Origin of the sequence: Flavobacterium rarum (SeqCode) (assembly GCF_965234445.1) — a bacterium.
GTDB classification, from domain to species: Bacteria; Bacteroidota; Bacteroidia; order Flavobacteriales; family Flavobacteriaceae; genus Flavobacterium; species Flavobacterium rarum.
In genome coordinates this window covers 1-25,897 of the sequence record NZ_OZ248507.1, presented here as the reverse complement: position 1 = coordinate 25,897, position 25,897 = coordinate 1, and the positions used below count along the sequence as shown (strand labels likewise).

Annotated in this window: 25 protein-coding genes and 1 pseudogene; 19 read left to right on the top strand and 7 right to left on the bottom strand. The window is 32.6% G+C overall.

All coding sequences use genetic code 11. From position 1 onward, the window contains the following. Positions 1 to 45: 45 nt before the first annotated feature. The 3 genes from AC8GF4_RS17805 to AC8GF4_RS17795 all read right to left on the bottom strand — a co-directional run bounded on the left by AC8GF4_RS17805 (position 46) and on the right by AC8GF4_RS17795 (position 3,267). Entirely contained in the window at positions 46 to 402 is a 357-nt protein-coding gene (locus AC8GF4_RS17805; protein ID WP_506596679.1) for a helix-turn-helix domain-containing protein, read from the bottom strand. Positions 403 to 407: 5 nt separating this feature from the next. After that, entirely contained in the window at positions 408 to 701 is a 294-nt protein-coding gene (locus AC8GF4_RS17800) for a type II toxin-antitoxin system HigB family toxin (RefSeq protein ID WP_506596677.1), read from the bottom strand. A gap of 439 nt (positions 702 to 1,140) precedes the next feature. Continuing rightward, positions 1,141 to 3,267: a M3 family metallopeptidase gene (locus AC8GF4_RS17795; protein ID WP_506596675.1), complete on the bottom strand. Its 2,127-nt coding sequence runs from the start codon at positions 3,265 to 3,267 to the stop codon at positions 1,141 to 1,143. A 181-nt stretch (positions 3,268 to 3,448) separates the two neighbouring features. Here AC8GF4_RS17795 and AC8GF4_RS17790 point away from each other — a divergent pair, with 181 nt between their 5' ends. From AC8GF4_RS17790 to uvrB, 15 genes are all read left to right on the top strand, one after another. Then, on the top strand, positions 3,449 to 3,892 hold the full coding sequence (locus AC8GF4_RS17790) for a DUF1569 domain-containing protein (protein ID WP_506596674.1): 444 nt from the start codon (positions 3,449 to 3,451) through the stop codon (positions 3,890 to 3,892). Between the two features lie 122 nt (positions 3,893 to 4,014). After that, positions 4,015 to 4,659: a DNA/RNA non-specific endonuclease gene (locus AC8GF4_RS17785; RefSeq protein WP_506596671.1), complete on the top strand. Its 645-nt coding sequence runs from the start codon at positions 4,015 to 4,017 to the stop codon at positions 4,657 to 4,659. 132 nt (positions 4,660 to 4,791) lie between these two features. After that, positions 4,792 to 5,472 carry a tRNA (guanosine(37)-N1)-methyltransferase TrmD gene (trmD, locus tag AC8GF4_RS17780; protein WP_506596669.1) on the top strand — a complete coding sequence of 227 codons (681 nt, stop codon included), beginning with the start codon at positions 4,792 to 4,794 and terminating at the stop codon, positions 5,470 to 5,472. Between the two features lie 118 nt (positions 5,473 to 5,590). Continuing rightward, entirely contained in the window at positions 5,591 to 6,415 is an 825-nt protein-coding gene (locus AC8GF4_RS17775) for an AraC family transcriptional regulator (protein WP_506596667.1), read from the top strand. Between the two features lie 108 nt (positions 6,416 to 6,523). Further along, a complete protein-coding gene (locus AC8GF4_RS17770; protein WP_506596665.1) occupies positions 6,524 to 7,645 on the top strand; it encodes an agmatine deiminase family protein in 1,122 nt (373 codons plus the stop codon). A gap of 201 nt (positions 7,646 to 7,846) precedes the next feature. Beyond that, positions 7,847 to 8,197, top strand: coding sequence for a 50S ribosomal protein L19 (gene rplS, locus AC8GF4_RS17765; protein WP_506596663.1), 351 nt, complete (start codon positions 7,847 to 7,849; stop codon positions 8,195 to 8,197). A gap of 297 nt (positions 8,198 to 8,494) precedes the next feature. Then, positions 8,495 to 10,717: an NADP-dependent isocitrate dehydrogenase gene (locus AC8GF4_RS17760; protein WP_506596662.1), complete on the top strand. Its 2,223-nt coding sequence runs from the start codon at positions 8,495 to 8,497 to the stop codon at positions 10,715 to 10,717. 186 nt (positions 10,718 to 10,903) lie between these two features. Further along, positions 10,904 to 11,221, top strand: coding sequence for a hypothetical protein (locus tag AC8GF4_RS17755; RefSeq protein ID WP_506596660.1), 318 nt, complete (start codon positions 10,904 to 10,906; stop codon positions 11,219 to 11,221). A 528-nt stretch (positions 11,222 to 11,749) separates the two neighbouring features. Beyond that, entirely contained in the window at positions 11,750 to 14,131 is a 2,382-nt protein-coding gene (locus AC8GF4_RS17750) for a TonB-dependent receptor (protein ID WP_506596658.1), read from the top strand. Between the two features lie 37 nt (positions 14,132 to 14,168). Next, a complete protein-coding gene (locus AC8GF4_RS17745; RefSeq protein ID WP_506596656.1) occupies positions 14,169 to 14,993 on the top strand; it encodes a DUF4249 domain-containing protein in 825 nt (274 codons plus the stop codon). Between the two features lie 420 nt (positions 14,994 to 15,413). After that, on the top strand, positions 15,414 to 16,076 hold the full coding sequence (locus AC8GF4_RS17740) for a thiamine diphosphokinase (RefSeq protein WP_506596654.1): 663 nt from the start codon (positions 15,414 to 15,416) through the stop codon (positions 16,074 to 16,076). 235 nt (positions 16,077 to 16,311) lie between these two features. Continuing rightward, a complete protein-coding gene (gene rlmF, locus AC8GF4_RS17735) occupies positions 16,312 to 17,259 on the top strand; it encodes a 23S rRNA (adenine(1618)-N(6))-methyltransferase RlmF (protein WP_506596652.1) in 948 nt (315 codons plus the stop codon). Positions 17,260 to 17,304: 45 nt separating this feature from the next. Then, entirely contained in the window at positions 17,305 to 17,523 is a 219-nt protein-coding gene (locus AC8GF4_RS17730; protein ID WP_506596650.1) for a hypothetical protein, read from the top strand. Beyond that, on the top strand, positions 17,508 to 17,813 hold the full coding sequence (locus tag AC8GF4_RS17725; protein ID WP_506596648.1) for a type II toxin-antitoxin system RelE/ParE family toxin: 306 nt from the start codon (positions 17,508 to 17,510) through the stop codon (positions 17,811 to 17,813). Before AC8GF4_RS17730 ends, AC8GF4_RS17725 begins: the two co-directional genes overlap by 16 nt. A 42-nt stretch (positions 17,814 to 17,855) precedes the next feature. Further along, positions 17,856 to 19,847, top strand: coding sequence for an excinuclease ABC subunit UvrB (gene uvrB / locus AC8GF4_RS17720; protein WP_506596647.1), 1,992 nt, complete (start codon positions 17,856 to 17,858; stop codon positions 19,845 to 19,847). On the opposite strand, the gene AC8GF4_RS17715 is transcribed toward uvrB, so the two are convergent. Continuing rightward, a complete protein-coding gene (locus AC8GF4_RS17715; RefSeq protein WP_506596645.1) occupies positions 19,844 to 20,245 on the bottom strand; it encodes a TerB family tellurite resistance protein in 402 nt (133 codons plus the stop codon). The two genes, uvrB and AC8GF4_RS17715, sit on opposite strands and share 4 nt — an antisense overlap. Before the next feature lie 58 nt (positions 20,246 to 20,303). Here AC8GF4_RS17715 and AC8GF4_RS17710 point away from each other — a divergent pair, with 58 nt between their 5' ends. Further along, positions 20,304 to 21,110: an alpha/beta hydrolase gene (locus tag AC8GF4_RS17710; RefSeq protein WP_506596643.1), complete on the top strand. Its 807-nt coding sequence runs from the start codon at positions 20,304 to 20,306 to the stop codon at positions 21,108 to 21,110. A 143-nt stretch (positions 21,111 to 21,253) separates the two neighbouring features. Here the strand turns inward: AC8GF4_RS17710 and AC8GF4_RS17705 are convergent, their stop codons facing one another. Continuing rightward, on the bottom strand, positions 21,254 to 22,765 hold the full coding sequence (locus AC8GF4_RS17705; protein ID WP_506596640.1) for a redoxin domain-containing protein: 1,512 nt from the start codon (positions 22,763 to 22,765) through the stop codon (positions 21,254 to 21,256). A gap of 345 nt (positions 22,766 to 23,110) precedes the next feature. Between AC8GF4_RS17705 and AC8GF4_RS17700 the strand changes: the two genes are divergently transcribed. After that, positions 23,111 to 23,575 carry a DUF1456 family protein gene (locus AC8GF4_RS17700; RefSeq protein WP_506596638.1) on the top strand — a complete coding sequence of 155 codons (465 nt, stop codon included), beginning with the start codon at positions 23,111 to 23,113 and terminating at the stop codon, positions 23,573 to 23,575. Positions 23,576 to 23,583: 8 nt separating this feature from the next. After that, positions 23,584 to 24,240 (top strand): NAD(P)H-binding protein, encoded by a 657-nt coding sequence (locus AC8GF4_RS17695; protein WP_506596637.1) that lies wholly within the window; start codon positions 23,584 to 23,586, stop codon positions 24,238 to 24,240. Positions 24,241 to 24,363: 123 nt separating this feature from the next. Here AC8GF4_RS17695 and AC8GF4_RS17690 read toward each other — a convergent pair whose 3' ends face one another. Then, positions 24,364 to 24,702 carry a hypothetical protein gene (locus tag AC8GF4_RS17690; RefSeq protein ID WP_506596635.1) on the bottom strand — a complete coding sequence of 113 codons (339 nt, stop codon included), beginning with the start codon at positions 24,700 to 24,702 and terminating at the stop codon, positions 24,364 to 24,366. A 474-nt stretch (positions 24,703 to 25,176) separates the two neighbouring features. Between AC8GF4_RS17690 and AC8GF4_RS17685 the strand changes: the two genes are divergently transcribed. Further along, positions 25,177 to 25,614 (top strand): hypothetical protein, encoded by a 438-nt coding sequence (locus tag AC8GF4_RS17685; protein ID WP_506596633.1) that lies wholly within the window; start codon positions 25,177 to 25,179, stop codon positions 25,612 to 25,614. A gap of 63 nt (positions 25,615 to 25,677) precedes the next feature. On the opposite strand, the pseudogene AC8GF4_RS17680 reads toward AC8GF4_RS17685, so the two are convergent. Beyond that, a pseudogene (locus tag AC8GF4_RS17680) lies at positions 25,678 to 25,897 on the bottom strand (IS4 family transposase); the annotation flags it as partial.

The window sequence follows — 25,897 nt, the reverse complement described above, 5'->3', positions numbered from 1 at the left end:
GCCAATTGCCCAAATCCGTTGTAGCGTGTGTTGGCTGTCGTACTTTTAATAATTTTGAATTAAAACGTCAGTAGGTATATGAAGCCTTTCGTGTAATTGTCTTATCATTTCCAAAGAAAGTTTTCTTTTTCGGTTTAAAATTTCGCTTGCACGACTTTTCAGACCTACAATATTTGCTAAATCATTTTGATTGTAACCCATTTGCTCCATTCTAAATTTAATTGCTTCGATTGGGTCTGGTAAGCTGATAGGAAATTTTTCATTTTCATATTTGTCAATTAAAATACCGAGCACCTCGAGTTCGTCTCCTTCAGGAGAGCCATTTTTTGCATCAAAGATTATTTCAAGTCTTTGTAAAGCTTTATTGTAATCGTTTTCTGTTTTTATAGGTTTAATTTCCATAATATTTAAATTTCATTTGCATTAATCTTATCATATTCTGCATGTGTCCCAATAAATCTAATCCAAATCATTTGATATTCATAAGTTACCTTAACAATCAATCTATAATTATTTCCTTTAATATTGAATACTATTCTATTATCATTTAATATACTAGCACTAGGATAATCTAATTTTGTTTCGTTTGGGTTTTTCCATTCAGCGGTACTTGCTTCTTGAAACCATGATTTTAATTGTTGTTCACAATCACCGTGTATCTCCCAAAAATCTCTTAATATTTTTTTAGCTACTACTCTCAAATGTATTAATTTTTTTTAAAGATAATAAAAAAAGTTCCCGAAACGGGATTTTTATTTTTTTTCGTCGCATGAGTATGACTGCCAACTTACAAATAAGTCTGACAAAACAAAACCTATTATTTACAAATTCTGTTTGTTTTAACTATTATTTACAAATTATAACTCTGTAAATGCATTAAAATTTGCCTTACATAACTACAAAAATCACAATGCTATATAGCGTTCTTGACTACACTTTACCCTAGCCCAGATGGAAGTGGAAAGCCTTGTGAAAAAGCCTTGATTTTTTTCTGGACCAAAAAGAGCGACCAGAGGAAGCTCCTTTTTGGTCCAAGAAAAAACAAGGATATGAGCAAGCTTGAAGCAAAGAGCTGGAAATTGCTCCAAAAAAAAATGACACTCTTTCGAATGCCATTTTGATATTAAATATATTTTAAAATTAATGTGCTGATAGTCCAGCGTTTTTCAGGTACGGTTCTGTTTGCATGTCGTGACCAATAAAATCTTTGAAAGCTTTGTTTAAATCTACACTGTTCCCAACGGATAAAATGTATTTTTTGAAACGTTCACAGTTTGCTCTAGTCATACCTCCATTGGCTTCCATCCAATCAAAGGCATTGTAATCTAAAGTTTTTGACCAAGTGTAAGCATAATACCCTGCTGAGTAACCACCTCCCCAAATGTGTGCGAAATATGGTGTATGGTAACGCGTTGGCACTTCATTAACTAATAATCCGTATTTCTCCAATGCTTCTTTCTCGAAAACTAAAGTAGGCTTAAAATCAGATTCTTTTTCTACACTATGCCAAGCCATATCAAGGGTTGCTGCTGCTAGTAATTCGGTTACATCATACCCTTTGTTGAACGTTTCTGCTTTTTTAATTTTATCAATTAACTCTTGAGGTATTGGTTGTTTGGTTTGGTAATGCAACGCATAATTCTTCAAAACTACTGGATCCAATGCGGCATGTTCGTTGATTTGAGAAGGAAATTCTACATAATCTCTTGGAACCGAAGTCCCCGACAAAGTAACATATTGTTGGTCGGCAAACAATCCATGAAGCGTATGTCCGAACTCATGAAAAGTAGTAATTACGTCATCAAAACTGATTAAAGAAGGACTTCCCGCTACTGGTTTGGAGAAATTATATACGTTTACAATTACTGGTTTTTGTTTTAAATAATGGGATTGACTCACGATATTATTCATCCAAGCTCCTCCGTTTTTATTATCACGGGTATAAAAATCAAGGTAATATATGGCGATTGATGTTCCTTTGTCATCAAAAACTTCATAGACTTTTACGTCTGGGTTGTAAACTGGCAGATCTTTTCTTTCTTTGAAGGTGATACCATACATTTGTTTGGCAGCAAAGAAAACTCCATTTTCCAAAACAGAATTCAATTCGAAATACGGTTTAATTTGACTTTCGTCTAAGTCGTATTTTGCTTTACGCACTTGCTCTGCATAGAAATTCCAATCCCAAGGTTCTAGTTTAAACCCTCCATTTTGAGAATCGATTAAATCTTGTATTTCTTTGGTTTCAATTTTGGCTTTGGCAACAGCTGGGGCTGCAATTTTGGCTAATAACTCCATTGCAGCAGCTGGTTTTTCAGCCATTTGATCTTGCAATTTCCATTCGGCAAAACTTTTCTTACCCATTAAATTGGCTTTTTGCAAACGCAATTTTGCAATTTTCTCTAAGACTTCACGAGTATCTCCCTCATCATTCTTTTCGGCACGATACCAAGATGCTTTGAAGATTTTTTCTCTAGACGCTCTGTTTTTCAAACTTGACAATAATGGCTGTTGTGTAGTATTCATGATCCCAATTACATACTTACCTTCCAGACCTGCTTCTTTTGCTTTTGCGCTTGCAGCAGCAATTTCATCAGCACCAAGTCCATCTAAATCGGCTACATTATCAAATACAACAGCAGCATTTTTACGAGATACCAATAACTTATTTCCATAAAGAGTACTTAAAGTTGCTAACTCCTCATTTATTTTTTTCATTTTTTCTTTATCTGCGTCAGACAAATTGGCTCCAGCCAATTCAAATTGTTGCAAATAATATTGAGTTAGTTTTTTGTCTTCCCCTTTTAATTTATTCAAATCAATGGCTTTGAAACGATTGTATAATGTACTGTTTAAGTAAATCTTGTCGTTGTGCCCTGAAAATATAGGAGCATATTCTGCTTCAATGGCTTGCAAGGTAGGATTGGTATTTGATCCTGTTAGATTATAAAAAAGACCAACGGCTCTGTTTAAATCAACACCACAAATTTCTAATGCTAAAACGGTATTTTGAAAAGTAGGTTTTACAGTATTATTGGCAATTGCCTCAACCTCTTGATCGTGAATTTTAAGACCATACTCAAAAGCGGGTTTGAAATGTTCGTCTTTAATCAGACTAAAATCAGGTGCTTGATATTGTAAAGTGCTTTTTTGTAATAACGGATTTGTCATTTTAACAGAATTGTTTTGTGCTGTCATCGTTTGTGTTTGTAGCGATGCAGCCAAAAACAATGAACTTGCAATAATTACTTTAGAAAAACTTTGCATAATTAAGAATTGTTTATTTTAAAGCTATAAAAGTAGTCAAAAAAAACATTTACGATAACGTTATCATTATTTATTAGAATTGTCCAAATTTTTAAGAAGCATGACAATTAACCCTCAAAAATTAACTTCAATTTCTCTAAATATTCCTATATATTTGTGAATATCATTATAAACAAAAAAAATGAACTCAATTTTTGACAAAGCTGAAAACGAAGCTATAATTGCTAGAATTAATTCCCTTACACCTGATTCTAAAGCATTGTGGGGAAAAATGACAGTGGACCAAATGTGCAAACATTGTACCAGTGCTATTAATGTAGCTTTTGACAAACAAGATGTAAAAGTGAATTTCCTGATGCGTTTTCTTGGAAAAATGCTGAAAAACAAAGTTTTTAATAGTGAATTTGGAAAAAACAGCCCAACTGCCAAAGAGTTTGTTTTTACCAATCAGTATGATCTTGAAATAGCAAAAAAAGAATTTGTAGAAAGCTTTAATCAATTTGCAAAAGGGCAGCAAACTATCAAAGTAATGGATCACCCGTTTTGGGGCAAAATGACTTATGAAGATTGGGATAAATTGATGTGGAAACATGTGGATCATCATTTAAAACAGTTTGGTGTATAAAAATCTTGACACCTAGAAATCTAGAAAATAATTTGACCCAAAAGGTTGTGTTTTTCAAAGGACCCTTTTTATCAAAATTAGATCGAAATTGAGGCCAATACAATTCTAAACCAATTGAACACATGAGTATCGTTCGACACAAACATTTTTTTCTTTCTTATTCTGAAGAACATGAACAAGCAGAATGGGTTGCTTACTATTTAATGAGTGAAAATAATCGCCAACATCATTTTGAAAGACCTTATTTTTCACAAGACCCTTTGATTGAGACAGAATCTGCTCATTGGAAAAACTATAAAGATTCAGGTTATGACAAAGGACACTTGGTTCCTGCAGCAGATATGAAATTCTCGAAGGAAGCTTATCACGAAACTTTTTACACTTCGAATGTAGCACCACAGAACAAAGAATTCAACTCCGGTATTTGGAATCGTTTGGAACAAAAAGCACGCTATTGGGCTGAAAAATATACAGCAATTTTCATTGTAACTGGAAGTATCTTACATGATAATTTGATTACAATTGGTGAAGAAGAAGTGTCTGTTCCCGATTATTTTTTCAAAATCTTGGTACGGGTTCAAAACGATGGTTTGGTTATGATTCCGTTTTTGGTTCCCAATGAAAAATCGGATGCTCCACTTTACAAGTTTGCCACCACTATAACCGAAATTGAAGAAATTACAGGTATTGATTTCAATCAGAAAATATCTGAAAAAATTGAAGAAAAGATACAAAAAGAGATGAGTTACAAAGAATGGAGTTTTTGATTTTTGAATAGTGATTAACGATATTAGATTTTAGATTGAAAAATTAAACGTCAAAAATCGTTAATCAAAAATCGTTAATCTGAAAATCTTAAATCATTTAATATGTACCTTTGTGGTTCTTAAAAAAGTACCATGAGAATTGATATCGTTACTGTATTACCTGAATTATTAAGAAGTCCTTTTGAAGCTTCGATTATGAAACGTGCCATAGACAAAGGTTTGGTAGAAGTTCATTTTCATAATTTAAGAGATTATACGACCAACAAGCAAAAAAGTGTGGATGATTATCCTTTTGGCGGAGGTGCCGGAATGGTAATGACTGTACAGCCAATTGACGCTTGTATCACTCACTTGAAAAGCGAAAGAACCTACGACGAAATCATCTATATGTCTCCAGATGGTGAGACACTAAACCAAAAAATGGCCAACACCATGTCAATGTATGAGAACATCATCATTTTGTGTGGTCATTACAAAGGAGTGGATCAACGGGTACGAGATCATTTTATCACCAAAGAAATTTCAATCGGTGATTATGTTTTGTCTGGAGGAGAATTGGGTGCTTTGGTGTTATCCGATGCATTAATCCGTTTGATTCCAGGTGTTTTGAGTGACGAAACCTCAGCATTGACGGATAGTTTTCAAGATGGATTGCTTTCTGGTCCTATATATACCAGACCTGCCGATTACAAAGGTTGGAAAGTTCCTGATGTATTATTGAGTGGCCATTTTGCTAAAATTGACAAATGGAGAGAAGACACCGCTTATGAACATACTAAGAACAGGAGACCGGATTTGTTGGAGGAGAATTAAAGTTGGCAGTGGTCGGTTTTTAGTAATCAGTTTGAATTTTTTATAAAAAGTTGCAATTGTAACCTAGATTGAAGCATTATTCTTTAATTACTTTTTTCTTAAAATTGAAAACTAAAAAATGAGTGATTTTAACCTAAAACGTATTTATGATACTCGGAATTATATTGAGACCAATTACAATAAAACCATCTCAACTGATATCCTAGAATCAATTTCTTGTTATTCGTACAGAAACTTACAACGTATTTTTTACTCTCTTTTTAATGAAACTATTGGTTCTTTTCATACTCGTTTGAAGATAGAAAACGGGTATAAAAAAATATTATATACCAACAAACAGATTTCAGATATTGCTCTTGAAGTTGGCTTTTCTGATGTTCAATCTTTTTCAAAAACTTTTAAGAAACATTTCAATTTCTCACCTTCTGCGGCTCGAAGTCAAAAAGAAATCCTGTTGAATGACATACATCCTCAACAAAAAATTACTTGTCTTTTGAATCCGAAAATTCTCTTTAAACCAGAAATTAGAGTTTGTTATATGAGTTGCAAAACTTCGTATATCAATCCAGATATAGAAAGTCTCTGGGAAAATTTTTTAAAAAACGACATAACAGAATCCAATTCAGCATACTTTGGTGTAATTGCAGATGATATAGTAATTACAGAAAAGTCAAAATGTACTTATGATGCCTGTATAGAAACGAGTATTTCAATAAAAAGCTTTCCCACTAAATCCATCTTTGGCGGCAATTATGCCAAATTTAATCACTATGGCAGCTACGACTCATTAGAAAATACGTACCAACAAATCTTTGGAAGCTGGCTTCTGGATAATGAATTCGAATGTTCGCACACCGCAGTAGTTGAGCAATATATAAAAAACGAAGCCAACTGCAATCACGAAGAAGACTACGTAACAGCGATTTACATTCCACTTTTGTAAATTGTCCGTTTTGGACAACTTATTGGGTTGTGTTTAGAAATACATTTGTCCTGTCAAAATACTAGTACTGATCGACAATTTTATTATTAATACAATTAAACTCAAAAAATGAACAAAATATTTTTCTTACCACTATTATTCCCTTTATTAACTTCTTGTCAAGAAGAACCTGTTTCAAATACGCCAGACGAACCCATTAACTCAGAAATCATGTATACTATGCCCGAAGAATCGGCACCCCACGAAGGAACTTGGTTGCAATGGCCCCATCAATACCAATATGGTAATGATTTTAGAAACGACCTTGATGACACATGGGTTGCTATGACAAAATCTTTAATTGGAAGTGAAAAAGTTCATATTGTTGCTTACGATAGTACTGAAAAATCTAGAATAATTTCAATACTTGAAAATGCTGGAGTATCATTATCGAATATTGAATTTAAAATTCACAAAACAGATGATGTTTGGGTTCGAGATAATGGACCTATATATGTAAGAGACAAAAACAATCAATTGGTTATTCAAGATTGGGGATTTAATGGTTGGGGCAAAAAAGCCGCTTTTGAAAACTGCAATACCATACCGACTCAAATTGCAAACGATCAAAAAACCGCTATGGTTGATTTGAATTCTATTATGATCAATGAAGGTGGAGCAATAGAAATAGACGGAAACGGAACTTTAATGGCTACCAAAAGTTCAATTTTGAATTCGAATCGCAACCCAGGTATGACACAAATACAAGCAGAAGCTATTTTCAAGAAGTACCTTGGAACTACACATTTTATTTGGTTAGAAGGTAAAGCAGGAAGAGAAATCACGGATATGCATATTGATGGTTTTGCTCGTTTTGGAAACACTAACACAATAGTTACGATGAACGAAAGTGACTTATTGTATTGGGAAGTACCTCAAACCGACATTACAAATTTATACAATGCTAAAGACAAAAACAGCAAAAGTTATACTTTCTTAAAACTTCCATTGACTCAAAATGAAGTAGTTACGACATACGGCAAAAAACTAGGATACAAAGGGTCTTATGTAAACTATTATATCGCAAACACAGTAGTTTTAGTCCCTAATTATAATGACCCAAACGATGCAAAAGCCAATAGTTTGATTCAGTCTATTTATCCAAATAGAAAAGTAATTGGTATAGATGTTCGTAATTTGTACGCCAACGGAGGAATGATTCACTGTGTTACGCAACAACAACCAAAGTAAAAGAGTAGTCAGTGTTCCGTTTTTTAGTAATTAGTTTCTAATCGTTTTGTTTTAACTGAACACTAAGAAAGGGAATACTGATTACTTAAAAATAAAATTTGTGATTTCAAACAAAAGCCTTACATTTGCACCCAAATTTAGATTAACCTCTGGCGAAGTCCGCGAATGTTGATTTGATAAAAACCATAATAAAAAAACATCATGGCAGATTTAATGAAATTCGTTCAAGACGAATTTGTAACAAGAAAAGATTTCCCTGTATTCGGAGCTGGAGACACTATCACAGTTTACTACGAAATTAAAGAGGGTGAAAAAACAAGAACACAGTTTTTTAAAGGTGTTGTTATTCAAAGAAGAGGTTCTGCAAACACAGAAACTTTTACAATTCGTAAAATGTCAGGAGCAATTGGAGTTGAGCGTATCTTCCCAGTAAACTTGCCAGCTTTGCAAAAAATTGAAATCAACAAGAAAGGTCACGTACGTAGAGCAAGAATTTTCTACTTCAGAGAACTTACTGGTAAAAAAGCAAAAATTAGAGATAAAAGAAGATAGTTCAAACTATTTACTTTATTACAAAAAGTCCCAATGCGATGAAAATCGAAATTGGGACTTTTTTTTTGATAATTATACCGTATTCAAATTAAGAATTTAAAAATAAAAAGGGGTTAAAAATATCATATTCTAATTATTAAAAAATATCACAGAATACCTTTCTATAATTATTTTTTTATATAACATTTCAATCTCTATTACAACTTGATTTTGTATCTTTGCCCGCCTTAACTCAAACGTTGTAATTATTCAAAAGGCCGTTTATAAATTGTGATTTAGATTTTAAAAAATAAAAAAATGACATCAAAAGCTAAAATTTTTTACACCCTTACAGATGAGGCTCCTTTATTGGCAACCTACTCTTTTTTACCAATTGTTCAAGCATTTACTGCTACTTCTGATATCGAAATTGAAACAAGAGACATCTCTCTAGCAGGAAGAATAATTACCAATTTTCCTGAATTTTTAAAAGAAGATCAAAAAACGGAAAACGCGTTATTAGAATTAGGAAAATTAGCTACAACTCCCGAAGCAAACATTATAAAATTACCAAATGTTTCAGCTTCAATTCCACAATTAAAAGCTGCCATTGACGAATTACAATCTCATGGATACAATTTACCAGATTATCCAGAAGACCCGCAAAGTGAAGACGAAAAAAACATAAAAGCCAAATACTCAAAAATTTTGGGTTCGGCTGTAAATCCTGTTTTACGCGAAGGAAACTCAGATCGTAGAGCTCCAAAAGCAGTAAAAAATTACGCAAAAGCCAATCCTCACTCCATGGGAGCATGGTCTGCCGATTCAAAAACCCGTGTAGCATCTATGGAAAGTGGTGACTTTTACGGAAGTGAAAAATCATTGACTTTGACAGAGGCTACCGATGTAAAAATCGAATTTATTGCCAAAGATGGTAGTACAACTGTTTTAAAAGAAAGCACTCCTTTGAAATCAGGAGAAATTATTGACAGTTCGGTTTTAAACCTTAATGCTTTAAAATCATTTGTTAACAAAACTATACAAGAAGCCAAAGAACAAAACGTTTTGCTTTCGATTCACTTGAAAGCTACAATGATGAAAGTTTCTGACCCTTTAATTTTTGGAGCAATTGTAGAAGTTTTCTTTGCTGATGTTTTTCAAAAATACGCTGCTTTATTTTCAGAATTAAACATCAATACCAGCAATGGATTAGGTGATGTTTACGCTAAAATAGCAGGACATCCATTACAAGGCGAAGTAGAAGCTGCAATTACAAAGGCTATCGAGAATGGTCCAGCATTAGCAATGGTAAACTCAGACAAAGGAATCACGAATCTTCACGTCCCTTCGGATGTGATTGTAGATGCTTCTATGCCTGCTATGATTCGTACTTCTGGACAGATGTATGATAAAGAAGGGAAACAACAAGATACGATAGCGATTATTCCAGACAGATGTTATGCTGGAGTTTATACTGCCACTATTGACTTTTGTAAAAAACATGGTGCTTTTGTTCCGACTACAATGGGAAGTGTTCCAAACGTTGGACTTATGGCACAACAAGCCGAAGAATATGGTTCTCATGACAAAACTTTCCAATTGAAAGCAGACGGAGTTGTTCGTGTTGTTGATACAAATGGAACTGTTTTAATGGAACAAAATGTAGAAACAAACGATATTTTCAGAATGTGTCAGGCAAAAGACGCGCCTATTCAAGACTGGGTAAAACTAGCTGTAAACAGAGCTCGTTTGTCTAATACTCCTGCTATTTTCTGGTTAGACAATAACAGAGCACATGATAGAGAATTAATCACTAAAATTGAAAAATATTTAAAAGAGTACGATACAACTGGTTTAGACATTCAAATCTTGAATCCTATCGAAGCTACCAACTTTACCCTGGAGCGAATCATTAAAGGATTGGACACTATTTCGGTAACAGGAAACGTCTTGAGAGATTATTTAACCGATTTATTCCCAATTCTTGAAGTAGGGACTTCGGCCAAAATGCTTTCTATTGTTCCATTGATGAATGGTGGTGGTTTATTTGAAACTGGCGCAGGTGGATCAGCACCAAAACATGTGGAGCAATTCATCCAAGAAGGTTACTTGCGTTGGGATTCATTAGGAGAGTTTTTGGCTCTTGGTGCTTCATTAGAACATTTAGGTCAAACATTACGCAATCCAAAAGCAATCGTTTTGGCTGAAACTTTGGATACTGCAACCGAAAAATTCTTGGCAACTGACAAATCTCCTTCCCGTAGGATAGGCGGAATTGATAATCGTGGATCTCATTTTTATTTGGCTATGTATTGGGCAGAAGCTTTGGCAAATCAAGACAAAGACAGTGAACTAAAAGCAACATTTACTCCAATTTCAGCTGAATTTTTCGCCAATGAAACAAAAATAAATACTGAATTAATAGGGTCTCAAGGAAAACCTCAAAACATTGGTGGATATTACCAACCAAACCCAGTATTGACAGACAAAGCAATGCGTCCAAGCGCCACTTTCAATACAATTTTGGCTAAAATAGCATAATTTTAGTAGTACTAATTACTAAACACATTCAAAAGACAGCTGGAAACAGCTGTCTTTTTTTTGTCAAATTTTAAACTTTATCAATGTGTGAATTTTGTAATTATTACTAAAAAATATGCAACACATTGTACGCCAGATTTTTTCACCTTTATAACGTAAATTATTTAACATTTTAAACAAAAAAATATGAAAAAATTATCCCTTTATTTAATGATGATGGTGTTGTCATTAAGCATTCTTCCTACCATTGGTTATGCATCAGAAAAAAATACAGAACCTGTCACTTCAAACCCCAAAGAAATGCCAGCTGAAGTAAAAGTTATGTTTGAACGTCTAAAAGAAATTAAAGCAATGGACAAATCAAACCTGAATGCTAAAGAAAAAAAAGAGTTACGTAAAGAAGTTCGAGAAATAAAAGCAAGCTTAAAAGCTTCTGGCAATGGAGTCTATTTATCAATTGGAGCCATTATCATTATCATTCTATTGTTAATTCTTATTTTATAAAGTAATAAAAAAAAGAATTATATATAAAACAGATTCCGAATTAGAAATCTACTACAGCTAAAATTTTTTTCAAACCTAAGAACTTTTTTATATTTTAAAATTAATATGGAGTTCAAGATATACTTTGTTTGGCTCTACTATTTTTAGATTCAAAATACAGCAATATATTTCTTGAAAAAATCCTTTTCCATTTGATTGTATTTTTATAAAACACACTATAACAAGATCTAAGCCTAGATTTCACTCCCAATCATAAAATACAGATAGAAAAAAAATGGTTTTCTGTCTGTATTGCATGATTGTTTTGTACCTATCGAACATCAATTTTTCAAGACTTAAAACTTTTTAATTAATCTTCATTAATTATCATGATTTAAAATCAAAGTAAGTGCATCTGCAATCAAAAAAGTTAAAAATAAAACTAAAAAAAGTTCAAACAACTAGTGTAGCTTCTTAACGTTACATTAACACTCGTTCCTCTATTATTAGCTAATAAATTCACTTATTTTGTAATACTAAATCTTACCAATGATTACAAATAAGAAAATATTCGTATTCCTTCTATTTATCTCTACTTTCCATTTATTTTCACAAGAAAAATTCACTTTAAGTGGTACCATTTCGGACACAAATAGTAATGAAACTTTAATAGGTGTAAACATTTTAATTCCCGAATTAAAAACAGGCATCATTACCAATGAATATGGATTTTATTCCATCACACTACCCAAAGGAAATTATAAAATAGAAATAACATCACTAGGCTTTAAAACCATTGAAGAAACTATTGAACTAAATAAAAACACAAAACAAAATTTTAAGCTCACGAGTTCCGAAAATGTTTTACAAGAAGTTATAATTAATAGCAACGACAATAAAACCGAAAATCGAAAACCCGAAATGAGTGTCAATAAACTTTCGGTTTCTACTATCAAAAAAATGCCAGTGGTACTCGGTGAAGTGGACATTATAAAATCAATTCTTTTACTTCCTGGCGTTACCAATGCTGGTGAAGCTGCTTCAGGATTTAACGTTCGTGGTGGCGGCGCTGATCAGAATTTAATTTTATTAGATGAAGCTTCTATCTTCAATTCGTCGCACGTTTTTGGTTTTTTCTCCGTATTCAATCCTGATGCAATTAAAGATTTAAAATTATACAAAGGAGGCATTCCTGCACGCTATGGAGGTCGAGCCTCTTCGGTTTTGGATATCTATCAAAAAGACGGAAACAGTAATTCCTTTCATATGAATGGTGGAATCGGGCTTATTACAAGTCGTCTTTTGGCCGAAGGACCAATTGTAAGAGACAAAGGATCTTTCCTAATCGCTGGACGCGCCTCTTATGCGCATTTATTTTTAAAATTATCTAAAGACCAAAAAGACAATGCCGCTTATTTTTATGATTTAAACACCAAATTGAGCTATAAATTAGATCCAAACAATAGTCTTTATGTATCTGGTTATTTTGGTAGAGATGTTTTTCAATTAAATAAAAGTTTTACCAATATTTACGGAAACACTACTTTTAATACGAGATGGAATCATTTATTTTCAGATAAATTATTTTCGAATTTATCACTAATCTATAGCGATTATTATTACGGCTTGGATCTAGATTTTGTGGGATTTGAATGGAAATCTGGCATTAAAAATTACAATATAAAATACGACTTAAAAAGTTACATCTCTGATCGTATAAAACTAAATTATGGTATAAATGCAATTTATTACGATTTTAATCCTGGAACCATTAAACCTTCAAGTCCAGAATCTGGAATTAATTTCGACCAACTGGAAAAGAAATATGCATTTGAACCCGCATTTTACATCAATGCAGAACAAAAAATTTCGAAACGTATTGACATAAACTATGGCTTACGCTACAGTTTATTTTACAACATAGGAAGTTCTACTGTCAATTTGTACGATAATAACAACCCCGTATTGTTCAATACAGATTTTCAGATTTATGAAAAAGCAACACCTATAGACACAAAATATTATACTAAAAATGAAGTTATAAAAAGCTTCAACAACTTGGAACCTCGTCTAAGCATCAACTACCAACTCAACGATGATCAATCATTTCAAGCAAGCTACAATCGAATGGTGCAATACCTTCAATTAATCTCCAATACATCATCTCCGACACCATTAGACATTTGGACACCAAGTGGTACTTATATTAAACCTCAAATCGCAGACCAAGTAGCATTTGGTTATTTTAGAAAATTCAAAGAAGGAGCGTACTCTGCTGAAGTAAGCACTTATTACAAAGAAGTACAAAACAGATTGGATTATATAGATGGCGCCAACTTAATTGCCAATAAAGCTATTGAACAAGTAATTCTAAACGGGCAAATGCGTTCCTATGGTTTAGAATTTATGTTCAAAAAGAACGAAGGAAATTTAACGGGATGGATATCCTATACGCTGTCCAAATCCGAGCAAAAAACACCTGGAAGAACAGCGACTGAAACCGGTATAAATAATGGACAATGGTACAATTCAGTATATGATAAAGTCAATAATTTGGCTGTAACAGGTTCGTATTATTTAAATCCAAAATGGACATTTGGTGCTAACTTTATATACCAAACAGGGCAGCCAACCACTTATCCAAACGGACAATACGACTATCTTGGATTGAGTATACCTATCTATGGATTGCGCAACGAAGAAAGACTTCCATCGTTTAATCACTTGGATATTTCGGCTACATTAACTCCAAAATCAAATCCAAACAAAAACTGGAGAGCTGAATGGGTTTTTAGTATTTATAATCTCTACAATAGAAAAAATGCGGCTTCTGTAGGATTTAGAGAAAATGTTGACACGGGAGCAAACGAAGCGGTAAAAACATCCATTTTTGGTATAGTTCCTTCAGTAAGCTACAATTTTAAATTTTAAAACATATTTGTTCAAGCAATTACAAAAACAAACAACAATGAAGAAATTAATAACAACTTTACTCATTATCTTATCCTTTGCAATTACAAGTTGTGAAGATGTCATACAAGTCGATTTGACTACTGCTGCTCCGAGATTAGCAGTAGAAGCAGCTTTAAATTGGCAAAAAGGAACTACTGGAAATATACAAACTATAAAACTCACTTATTCTACAGGCTATTTTGACAAAATAATTCCACCAGCTTCAGGAGCTGAAGTTTTTGTTAAAGATAATTCAAATACTATTTTTAACTTTATTGAAAATCCAAATACTGGTATTTATTTCTGTTCCGATTTTGCTCCAAAATTAAACGAAACCTATTTTTTGACCATTAAAATAAAGGGAGAAACATACACTGCTACTGAAAAAATGTTAGCCGTTGCTCCAATTACCAAAATAGTTCAAAACAATCAAGGCGGATTTACAGGTAAAGACATTGAAATTAAAGCGTTTTATAACGATCCTGCAAACGAACAAAATTTCTACTTATATCGTTATGATTACATAAAAAACCAAAAAAAATCCGATTTATATACCGATGAAGACTCCTTTTTTAATGGAAACGAATTCTTCAGTATTTCTCAAAATGATTCTTTAAAAGTAGGTCAGAAAATCAACATTACCCACTTAGGCGTTTCCAAAAGCTATTACAATTATATGAGCATTATCATTAATCTCGCTGGTCAAAGTGGTGGTGGCCCATTTCAATCCCCACCATCAACTATCAGAGGTAATGTAGTAAATACGACCAATACAGCAAATTACCCTTTGGGATATTTTTCTGTAAGTGAAATTGACTCCCGAGAATATACTATTCAATAAGAATTAGTATTTAATATTCCGTAATTAGTGTTCAATTGGAGAAAGGTGCACGACAAATTGTATACAAAATAATTTGGAGCGAAAGATTAGGCATTTTCAGCCAACATCGTTCCCGCCATTTTTCCAAACCTTGTGAATCCCACAGAAAAAGTGGAACTCACAAGGTACATCCCTTATGTGGGCGCTAAAAAGAAATCATTAGGTTTTTTTGGAGGTAATCATTAAAGTGTATAAACTCAAAAAATAAGTTTCTACTAAATAATATTCTCTACTATACACGTTGGAAATTAACTTCCAAGAAATTAGTTTATTATCCGTAAATTTGCCCCTTTATTACCAAAAAAACAATTGAATTTTAAAGATTACCATTTATACCAAAATCATAAATCAAAATTCAAAACTCTAAAATCTAAAATTCAAATGTCTTCACACCATATCGTACGGGACGACCAAGAACCCGCATTAATAATTGCAAACGGCGCCTCTTGTCATCCAGAATTACTCGGACAATTACTAGAATGGTCTCCATTAGTAGTTGTACTGGATTCGGCTATGGAACGTGTAATGGAATTAGACATAAAAGTCGATGTCTTGCTGGGTGATTTTGATAGAGGATTTGAACCCGAAAAATATCAAACTTCTCAATATCCAATTGAAATCATTCACACTCCGGATCAAAACAAAACCGATTTAGAAAAAGCATTGGATTATTTAATAGAAAGAAAAATACCTGCAGTAAATGTCGTTTGGGCCACCGGAAGAAGAGCCGATCATACCATTACCAACCTGACAAATATTGTTCGTTATAGAAATTTAATCAAAATCGTAATACTCGACGATCATTCAAAAATACATTTACTTCCCAATACTTTCGAGAAATGGTACACTGCTGGCACTCCAATTTCGTTAATCCCTATAGGAGTTGTAAACGGAATCTATTCTAAAAACTTAGTATATCCTTTAGAAAATGACACTCTTACTATGGGTTATAGAACTGGCAGCAGTAATGAAGTAGCTCATGATGGATTAGTTACCATAAACCACAATGATGGCGATTTGTTATTGATGGAATGCATAGATTAGTAAAACTATAGTACTCAAAGAACTAATAAACATTGAATATTTAAAATACAATTTGACATACATTTAGATATTTTTTCAAAATAAAAATTATAGACCACAATCAAAAAACCATAACAACCTACATATCAAATACTTTGGCTTGATTATTGCAAATAAAAAAATCAAAATAGCTACTACTAGCCGTTTTACTTTTTTCAATCAAATGATTGACTATATTTGCAACGAAATTTAGAAAATGAAAACGATAAAGAATACCGAAAAAACAACATTACACCCTAGAAATCTTCATCGATTTGGATATAATTTTGAACTATTAACATTAAACTACCCCAAATTGGGAGAATTTGTTTTTATCAATGAACATGATATCGAAACAATAGATTTTAGCATTCCCGATGCGGTTAAAGCACTTAATAATGCCTTATTAATAACCAACTACAATATTCAAAATTGGGACATTCCTACTGATTTTTTATGCCCCCCAATTCCTGGAAGAGCAGATTATATTCATCATCTCGCCGATTTATTGGCTACAACAAATAACGGTGAAATACCACAAGGTGAATCGGTTGTCGGACTCGATATAGGTATTGGTGCCAATTGCATTTATCCAATATTAGGAAATGCTATTTACGGCTGGTCATTTGTAGGAACTGATATAGACGAAAATGCTATTCAAAACTGCAAAAAAATTATTGAACATAATCCTAAACTAGTTGAGGCCGTAAGCTTACAATTACAGGTGAATTCCCGTTTTATTTTCAAAAACATTATATTACCCGAAGACAAATTTACCTTTACCATCTGCAATCCTCCTTTTCATTCTTCATCCGAAGAAGCAACAAAAAGCAGTATTCGAAAAGTGAACAATCTGGCTCCAAATGCTCCTAAAACAGCAAAACCAGTTCTTAATTTTGGTGGTCATAATGCGGAATTATGGTGTGTAGGTGGGGAATTGGGTTTCATCAAACAAATGATTTTTGAAAGCGCCAAATATCCTATGCAATGCCTTTGGTTTACCACTTTGGTTTCCAAACAATCGAACTTGAATACGATTTACAAAACACTGAATAATGTGGCAGCAATTCACAAAACCATAGAAATGGCTCAAGGCCAAAAAACAAGCCGTATTGTCGCTTGGACTTTTATGACCGAAGCACAACAAAAAGCTTGGAAGTTTTAATATTTGCAACACTCTTTTGATTAAATTTGTATAAATTCATTTATTATGAGCGCAATCGAATTAAAAAATATTTTAATTTCCAAAATATCTGAAATTGATGATGAAGTTTTTTTGTCAGCAATAAATACACTTTTGGACAGTAAATCAGAAAACATTGAAAGCTATAATCAGGATTTGCAGAAATCTGAAAAAGATATTGTTAATGGAAATGTATTTTCTCATAATCAAGTTTTAGAAAAAATTGCTGAATGGAAAAAGAGATAGTTTGGACTTCAACTTCTCAAGACCAATTAAAAGATATTTATTTTTACTTACTTGAAGAAACCAAAGGTTTTACAGTTCCTGACAAAGTCATTGATTCAATTGTAGATTCAGTATTAATCCTTAAAACAGGTTGGGAGATTTATGAAACTGATGAAATGAGAATTCCAATTAATGAAAAGTATAGAGCCTTTGAAAAATTCAGTTACAGAATTTCTTATAAAATTACCCAGAAAGTTATTTATATAATTCGAGTTCGACATACTAGTAGAAATCCAAAGTTTTACAAATAAATATTTCCAAAATTTTTATCTCTGAACCTTCGTTCCAAACAAATGAAATTCCAAGTCGTATCCGAGTATCAGCCCAAAGGCGATCAGCCACAAGCCATTGAAAAACTAGTTCAAGGCATTGAAGCTGGCGAACAATTTCAAACTTTGCTTGGAGTTACTGGTTCCGGAAAAACATTTACAGTGGCGAATGTTATTCAGGAAATACAGCGCCCCACATTGGTTTTGGCACACAATAAAACCTTGGCGGCTCAATTGTACTCAGAGTTCAAACAATTTTTTCCCAATAATGCAGTGGAATATTTTGTATCGTATTACGATTATTACCAACCCGAAGCTTTTATGCCTGTAACTGGTGTTTTCATAGAAAAAGATTTATCTATCAATGAAGAGCTAGAAAAAATGCGTTTAAGCACCACCTCTTCCCTACTTTCTGGACGAAGAGATATTTTGGTAGTCGCTTCCGTTTCTTGTATTTATGGTATTGGAAATCCCGTAGAATTTCAGAAAAATGTAATTTCCATTGAGAAAAACCAAATGATTTCCAGAACCAAATTGCTACACAGTTTAGTTCAAAGTTTATATTCCAGAACCGAAGCTGATTTCACACCTGGAAATTTTAGAATAAAAGGAGATATTGTTGAAGTATACCCAAGTTATGCTGACGATGCTTTTCGAATTCATTTTTTTGGGGATGAAATCGAAGAAATGGAAAGTTTCGATATAAAAACATCCAAAGTTATTGAGCGATTCGAAAAACTCACTATCTATCCAGCCAATATGTTTGTGACTTCGCCAGATGTGTTACAAAACGCCATTTGGGAGATTCAACAGGATTTGGTAAAACAAGTGGATTATTTCAAAGAAATCGGCAAACATCTAGAAGCCAAACGCCTCGAAGAACGTACCAATTTTGATCTCGAAATGATACGAGAATTGGGATATTGTTCTGGAATTGAAAATTATTCCCGTTACCTTGATGGAAGAGAATCGGGATCAAGACCTTTCTGCTTATTGGATTATTTTCCAAAGGATTATTTGATGGTTGTGGATGAAAGTCACGTAACCCTTTCACAAGTGCACGCCATGTACGGAGGTGACAGAAGCCGCAAGGAGAATTTAGTGGAATATGGTTTTCGCCTGCCGGCTGCAATGGACAACCGACCTTTAAAGTTTGACGAATTTGAAGCCATGCAAAACCAAGTTATTTATGTTTCAGCAACTCCTGCTGATTATGAATTGCAAAAATGTGACGGAGTTTATGTCGAACAAGTCATACGACCAACTGGTTTATTGGATCCTATAATTGAAATTCGCCCCAGCTTGAACCAAATTGACGATTTGATTGAAGAAATTCAACAACGTTGCGAGCTCGACGAACGCGTTTTGGTTACTACTCTGACCAAAAGAATGGCCGAAGAACTAGCCAAATACCTAACGAAAGTTTCCATTCGTTGCCGCTACATTCACTCGGATGTGGACACTCTGGAACGTATTGAAATTATGCAAGATTTACGAAAAGGGATTTTTGATGTTCTAATTGGAGTTAACTTACTTCGTGAAGGATTGGATTTACCCGAAGTTTCATTGGTAGCAATTTTGGATGCCGACAAAGAAGGTTTCTTGAGAAGCCATCGTTCACTTACTCAAACCATTGGGCGTGCGGCAAGAAACTTGAATGGAAAAGCAATTATGTATGCTGATAAAATCACAAACAGTATGCAAAAAACCATTGACGAAACCAATTACAGAAGAACCAAGCAAATCAATTTCAACACTGAGAATAATGTAGTTCCACAAGCATTAAACAAAAAAATAGAAAGTGCCTTTACCAATAACAAATTGGTAGAATACGAATTGGGACACATCATGAATGTAGCCGCCGAACCTGAAACGGCCTATATGTCTAAACCTGATTTGGAAAAACTCATTCGAGAAAAACGAAAAGCAATGGAAAAAGCAGCAAAGGATCTAGACTTCATGCAAGCAGCAAAACTTAGAGATGACATTAAAGCTTTGCAAGCAAAAATCCATTAATTCAATTGTTCCTGAAAATGATTCAATAATACTTCTGCAGGAATTATAGCGCTTGGCGAAGTTTTCATTAACTTAAGAATACGATTCGTTGCGCTTGGATTTAATCCCATATTAATGGCAATTTGGCGAATGGCTTCTTCCTCTTTTTGATGTAAAACACCATCAACATGCATCAATAATGCCAAACGATAAAATTGCTGAATTCTTTCAAACTCAGATTTTATAACTCCTGTGGGCAACTCTTGATGAAATAAATCGCTGAACTCTTTTTTGCTTATACCTAATTCCTGTGCAACAATCCAAACAAATTGATATTCTCTTTCGTGCAACCGACCATCTACCAATGAAAAAGCTATCATTTCCGATAATAAGTTTATTTTTTCTATGTGTGTGTTCATCTAATGATTAATTTTAGCTAAAATATTCTTTTTTTTTAAATCTAAAAATTAAATCATCTTGAAATTCATTTACTTAATTTCTTTACTACTATTTATTGGTAAATCAACAGCTCAAGAAAGCACTGCTTCCAAACAAGTTTCGACTTTTATAGTAGAAGCTCCTCAACTGAAAACAAGCCGTAAAATTTGGCTCTACTTGCCTAAAAACTACAAAACTTCAACCAAAAAATATCCTGTAATTTACATGCATGATGCTCAAAATCTTTTTGATGCCAAAACTTCTTTTGCAGGCGAATGGAATGTGGACGAAAAACTAGATAGTTTGAGCGCGCAAGTAATTGTAGTTGGTATTGAAAACGGAGGCGAAAAACGACTGGAAGAGCTAACCCCTTATAAAAACGATAAATACGGTGGAGGAAATGCCGATAAATACCTCGAATTTATCGTTAACACTTTAAAACCCGAAATTGACAATAAATACCGAACGAAAATTAATGCCAAAAACACCACCATTATGGGGAGTTCTTTGGGTGGATTAACTTCTTTTTATGCTGTTATAAAATATCCTGAAGTTTTTGGTAAAGCAGGTGTTTTTTCTCCTGCTTTTTGGATCAATCGAAAAGACATCAATGATTATATGGCGACCAGCAAAAAACTAAAAGCTAAAATATATTTCCTTTGTGGGGATTCGGAAGGAGATGATGATGACATGGTAAAAGATCTCAATCACATGGAACTACTACTGAATACCAACCGTTGTTATTGCTTAAATTTAAACAAGAAAGTAATTGTAAAAGGCGGTCATCACAATGAAAAATTATGGCGGGATGGTTTTGCAAATGCCATTATTTGGTTGGGGTATTAAATTTATGATTTTTGATTAACGATTTTTGACCCCAGCGATAGCGAACTGGCGAAGCATTATAGAATTACACAACATCTAAAAATCAAAAATCGTTACCCGAGCCTGAAAGGCGAACTGGCGAAGCAATCATCATTCTTAAATCGTTATTTTTTAGAATATTCCTTTTCCATTTGGGTGATGATACTTTTTATGGCTTCGGAACCAATTCCTTTGGCTTTGATGACTTTGTTTTTATCCAAAATATAAATTACAGGAGTGGTTACCACATCATATTTATCTTTGAGATTATTGATATGAACTCCATCGTAGACATTGATCCAATCGATTTTATTGTCAATTATGTATTTCTTGTATTTCTCAAAATCATTTTGCGTGTAGACTCCGAAAACTTTCACATCTTTCCCCTCTTTTTGAAAATCGTGGTACATTTCCAGAATTTTCGGCACTTCTTTTTGACAATGTCCACAATCTACATCCCAAAACATTAGAATCAAATAATCGGCTTTTATGCTGGTTAAAGTCACGTATGATTGTTCAATTTCGGGTTTATTGGCATAATAGATTTTGGTTATTTCTTCGCTGGTTTTGGCAGTATCAAAACCCATTTTGGCAATTTTATCATGAGTAGGAATGTCAATCATATAAAGCTCAGGAGCGGTTTTTCCGAGTTGTAATGGAGCCAAAACGTTGCCCCTATTGATAATGATTTTGATCACACTTTCATCATAAACACCATTGGCCTTACCTGTTTTAAAATAATTATCAACCATATAAATAAACACTTTGTCCATTCCCATAAGTTTTGGAATCTCATACGTTTGGGTAAAATAAGCCAGTAAAAGCATGTTCATTTTGGTGCCTTGCTTAGTTTTAAGCATCATTCGGTCAATTTCTACACAAACCGAATCAGGGTGCTGTAATACAACCGTATTAAAATATTGCTTTATTTTATTCGTAAAAAATGGGTTGCGTAACATAGCGTCATCCTGAAAATTGACACCATCCCAAAAATGTTTTTTATAATAATTATATATAAAAACACTGTCGGGTCTGCCATTGGAAGCTTTTGGAACATCCTTGGCAATTTTTTCGGTTTTTAAATTAATGATATCGGCAAGATAAGTTCCTTTATTTTGGGTAATTGTATTTAGGTCATTTATGAGTATACCATCGTTTAAGACTTTGTATTCTTTGGTTAAAAGAGCAATAGAATCTGGTTTCTTTTGTTCTTTAATTGATTTCTTAAAACTATCAAACTCTTTATTTTTGGTGGTTACAAAACGAATGTAGTTGAAGAAATTTTCATTTTGTTTGGAATTTACCGCTTTTAAATTTTCCAGTAAATTGGTTTTATCCGAATTGATTTGTTGTTTCTGAGTGTTTTCGTCTATTATAAAATCAAAATAATTTCCTTTTTCCTGACTGAGTAAAAAGTAAACTCCTTTGTCTAAATTTTTCTTTCCTTTAAATACAATATTTCCGTTGACAACTTTTTTACAAGTATCGGAAACGTACAATTTATCAAACTGATAAAAGGCTAAATAAGCAATGGTGTCTTTACAATTCTTCAAATTAATCTTAATTTCATGACCTGCTTGAGCTTGAACATACATTATACTAAAAAAGAGAACTATACTGATTGTGATTTTCTTCATAATTTATGATACTCTTTTGGATATTTATACTATTGGGTTTTTAGTTTCTACACTCAATCGTGTGGGTTTTAAAAATTAAAATTAAATTTTCCTTTGCACCATTACGTTATTAAGGTTAATTAAGTCCTAGATCTCTTAATGGTGATATTTTTCTTTATTTTTTTCTTATCCACACAATTCATGGTAGAACGTGTTTTTATAATGATCAAACCTATTTGATTATCCAAAAATAATAGAATTTAAATCGAATTTCAAATTATTGGCACAGTGTTTTTAATGTCAGAAAAACAATAACCGGAAATTCATTTGTTAAATGCTTATCTTTGCACTTTAAATACAAAAAAAATGACAAATAACGATATATTCAAAAAACTTCGAGTAGCCTTGATGTTACGCGATGATCAAATAGTAGAAATTCTGGAATTGGTAGATTTTAGAATTACAAAATCAGAATTGGGTGCTTTTTTTCGTGATGAAAAACACGAAAACTACATGGAATGTGGCGATCAAGTATTGCGTAATTTCTTAAATGGGTTGGTAATTCATTTGCGTGGAACCAAAGAAAATCCAAAAAATCCAAATGACGTTTTGGCCAAACACAAAGCTCAAATTCCTGCGAAAGAAGGAGATTCTAAAAGACCCGAATTCAAACCAAAAGCAAAAGACGAAGAAAGAGGAAGAGGTGACGAGAGTCCTTCTAAAAAGAAACCAGCAGCAAAGAGACCATCAAAAAAACAATTTCCAAAAGGAAATGACAAAATTCAAGTGGTAGAGAAAGTGAAATACAATTTTGGTAAAGGTAAAAATTAGTACATATCTTGAAAACCGCTTTAATTATAGGTAGCACTGGCCTTATTGGATCACAATTGCTTCAACTTCTTTTGGAGAGTAAGGACTATTCGACCGTTATTACTTTCGTAAAAAGAGATGTGGGTATTCAACACCCAAAATTAAAACAACATATTATTGACTTTGACAAACCCGAAAGTTATCAGGATTTAGTTGAAGGTGATGATTTCTTTTGTACTATTGGAACAACTATAAACAAAGCTGGAAGCAAAGAAGCGTTTAGAAAAGTAGATTTTGAATATCCTCAACAATTTGCAAAAATTGATGAAGAGAAAAAAATTAAACAATTCTTGATTATTTCTTCTCTTGGTGCTGATGCAACTTCATCTAATTTATATTTGAAAACAAAAGGCGAAATCGAAAGTTTTCTTAAAGCTTCATCACTAGAAAAAGTCAGCATTTTGAGACCTTCCCTACTTTTAGGCAATCGAACAGAATTTAGATTTGGAGAAAAAGTTGGGGCTTTTTTTATGAAAACATTTTCCTTTTTTTTTATTGGAAAATTAAAAAAGTACAAACCTATAGAAAGCGCAATAGTTGCAAAAGCTCTTTTTGCAATAGCGCAACAAAATAATAAAGGATTTAAAATTTACGAATCGGATTGGATTCAAGAAATTGGAAAATAATATAAATCGAAGCCTGAATGAAAGTTTGAACTTCATCCAATTGCTTTGACAAATAAATAATGACCATACAAAAAAAAGCTGTCTAAAATTTTTAGACAGCCTTTATAATTTGAAAACTCTTTTTTACATTTTAAAATCCACCTCAACAAGGTAGTTCACTCCAAATTTCAATTCATTAGACACTACTTTTTTGTAGTTAAGCGCTTTTGTTACAAAATATTGAATGTCAGAATTTTTAGTATTCACTTGCAATACAACCAATTGATTCATTTCATTTACAGTGAATAATACTTTTACTTTTTCATTTTTTTCTAAAAAACCTTCAGAATAAGTTGAATTAAGCAATTGCGTTAGTTCTTTTGTAGTTTTTACCAAAACAACTTTAGGCTCTTCATTAATAGCAGTAGCAAATGAAGAAGTTACAAATAAAGTAACAATAACGGATAAAAATAAATTTTTCATGATTTGTTTGTTTTAAGATTGTTACCCAAAATTACATTCAAAAAACACTATAAAAACCAATAAATCAATTACTTAACCGATTTTTAAATTACAAAAAACATTCCTACTTTTACTACTTTATATATCTGACACCTCAATTTAATTAAAATTATATTCTTCAAAATTTCTATCTTAAAAACTTAAGAAAAAAGCAACAAAAAAGCATTTAAAACCAAATAAACGCAAAGCATTTTTTTGTTAACATTCAAGTAAAAAAAAATCTAAGAGCTACAACTTAACATAGAACACGCTGATGACCTTATCAAATTGAATATCAAATAGTTTTATGTTGATTTTTTAAAATAAATCATATTTATAAAGACCAGTATATTTATTTTTTTCCTACTTTTAATCACAAATGGATTTGCATTACTATCTTTTTTAAACTTCAGAATTAACTAATTTATTTCAAGAAAAATGATAAACTATTTAAAAATGATTTATAATAATTTTTTGTTATTTACTTTTTTGTTTAGCATATTAAATGTTTGTGGGCAAGATAAAGTCTCACCCGTAATAAAAACTGAAACCCAAAAGGATAAACTTCTGGATTCATTAATGCAGAAATTGCATATTGAGAATTTGAAAGAAAATCAAGAAAACTATGATTTAAATGTATTATTAAGCAGGCAAAACTCAAGTTTTAATGAAATTAATGAACAAATCCAAAAAGCAAGAGTAATCCTTAAAGAAGGTATCGATTACAAAGGGTTTACTGCTGAATTGGCATTACTTGTTGAATGGAAAGAGAAATCTATAAAGGGAATAATAAAAGATAAAAGTAAAATGCAAACGGTTCGTGAGCTTACTACCACATCTATATTATTGAATTACTTAAAAGAACCAATTTTCAATTACAGCAAATTTCATTAAACAATCAATCGCTTAGCAATATTCAAAGGTACATTGATTCGATGGCTATTAGTAAAATATTTTTTAAGTACATGACAAAAAGCAAAAAAGACTGTTATCTAAAGAGTTAAATCCTGTAAAAAGAAATTTCGACAAGTAATCTAATCCATATTTGAACACGCTTACAGCTCTTCTGCCATGTTTTTTTATTTTTATTTTTTTGATGTTTTCATCCAAATAGTCACCAATTTTATAACACCATACAAAAGCAATCATTGTTAGAGAAAATAGTTTTTCCAGTCTT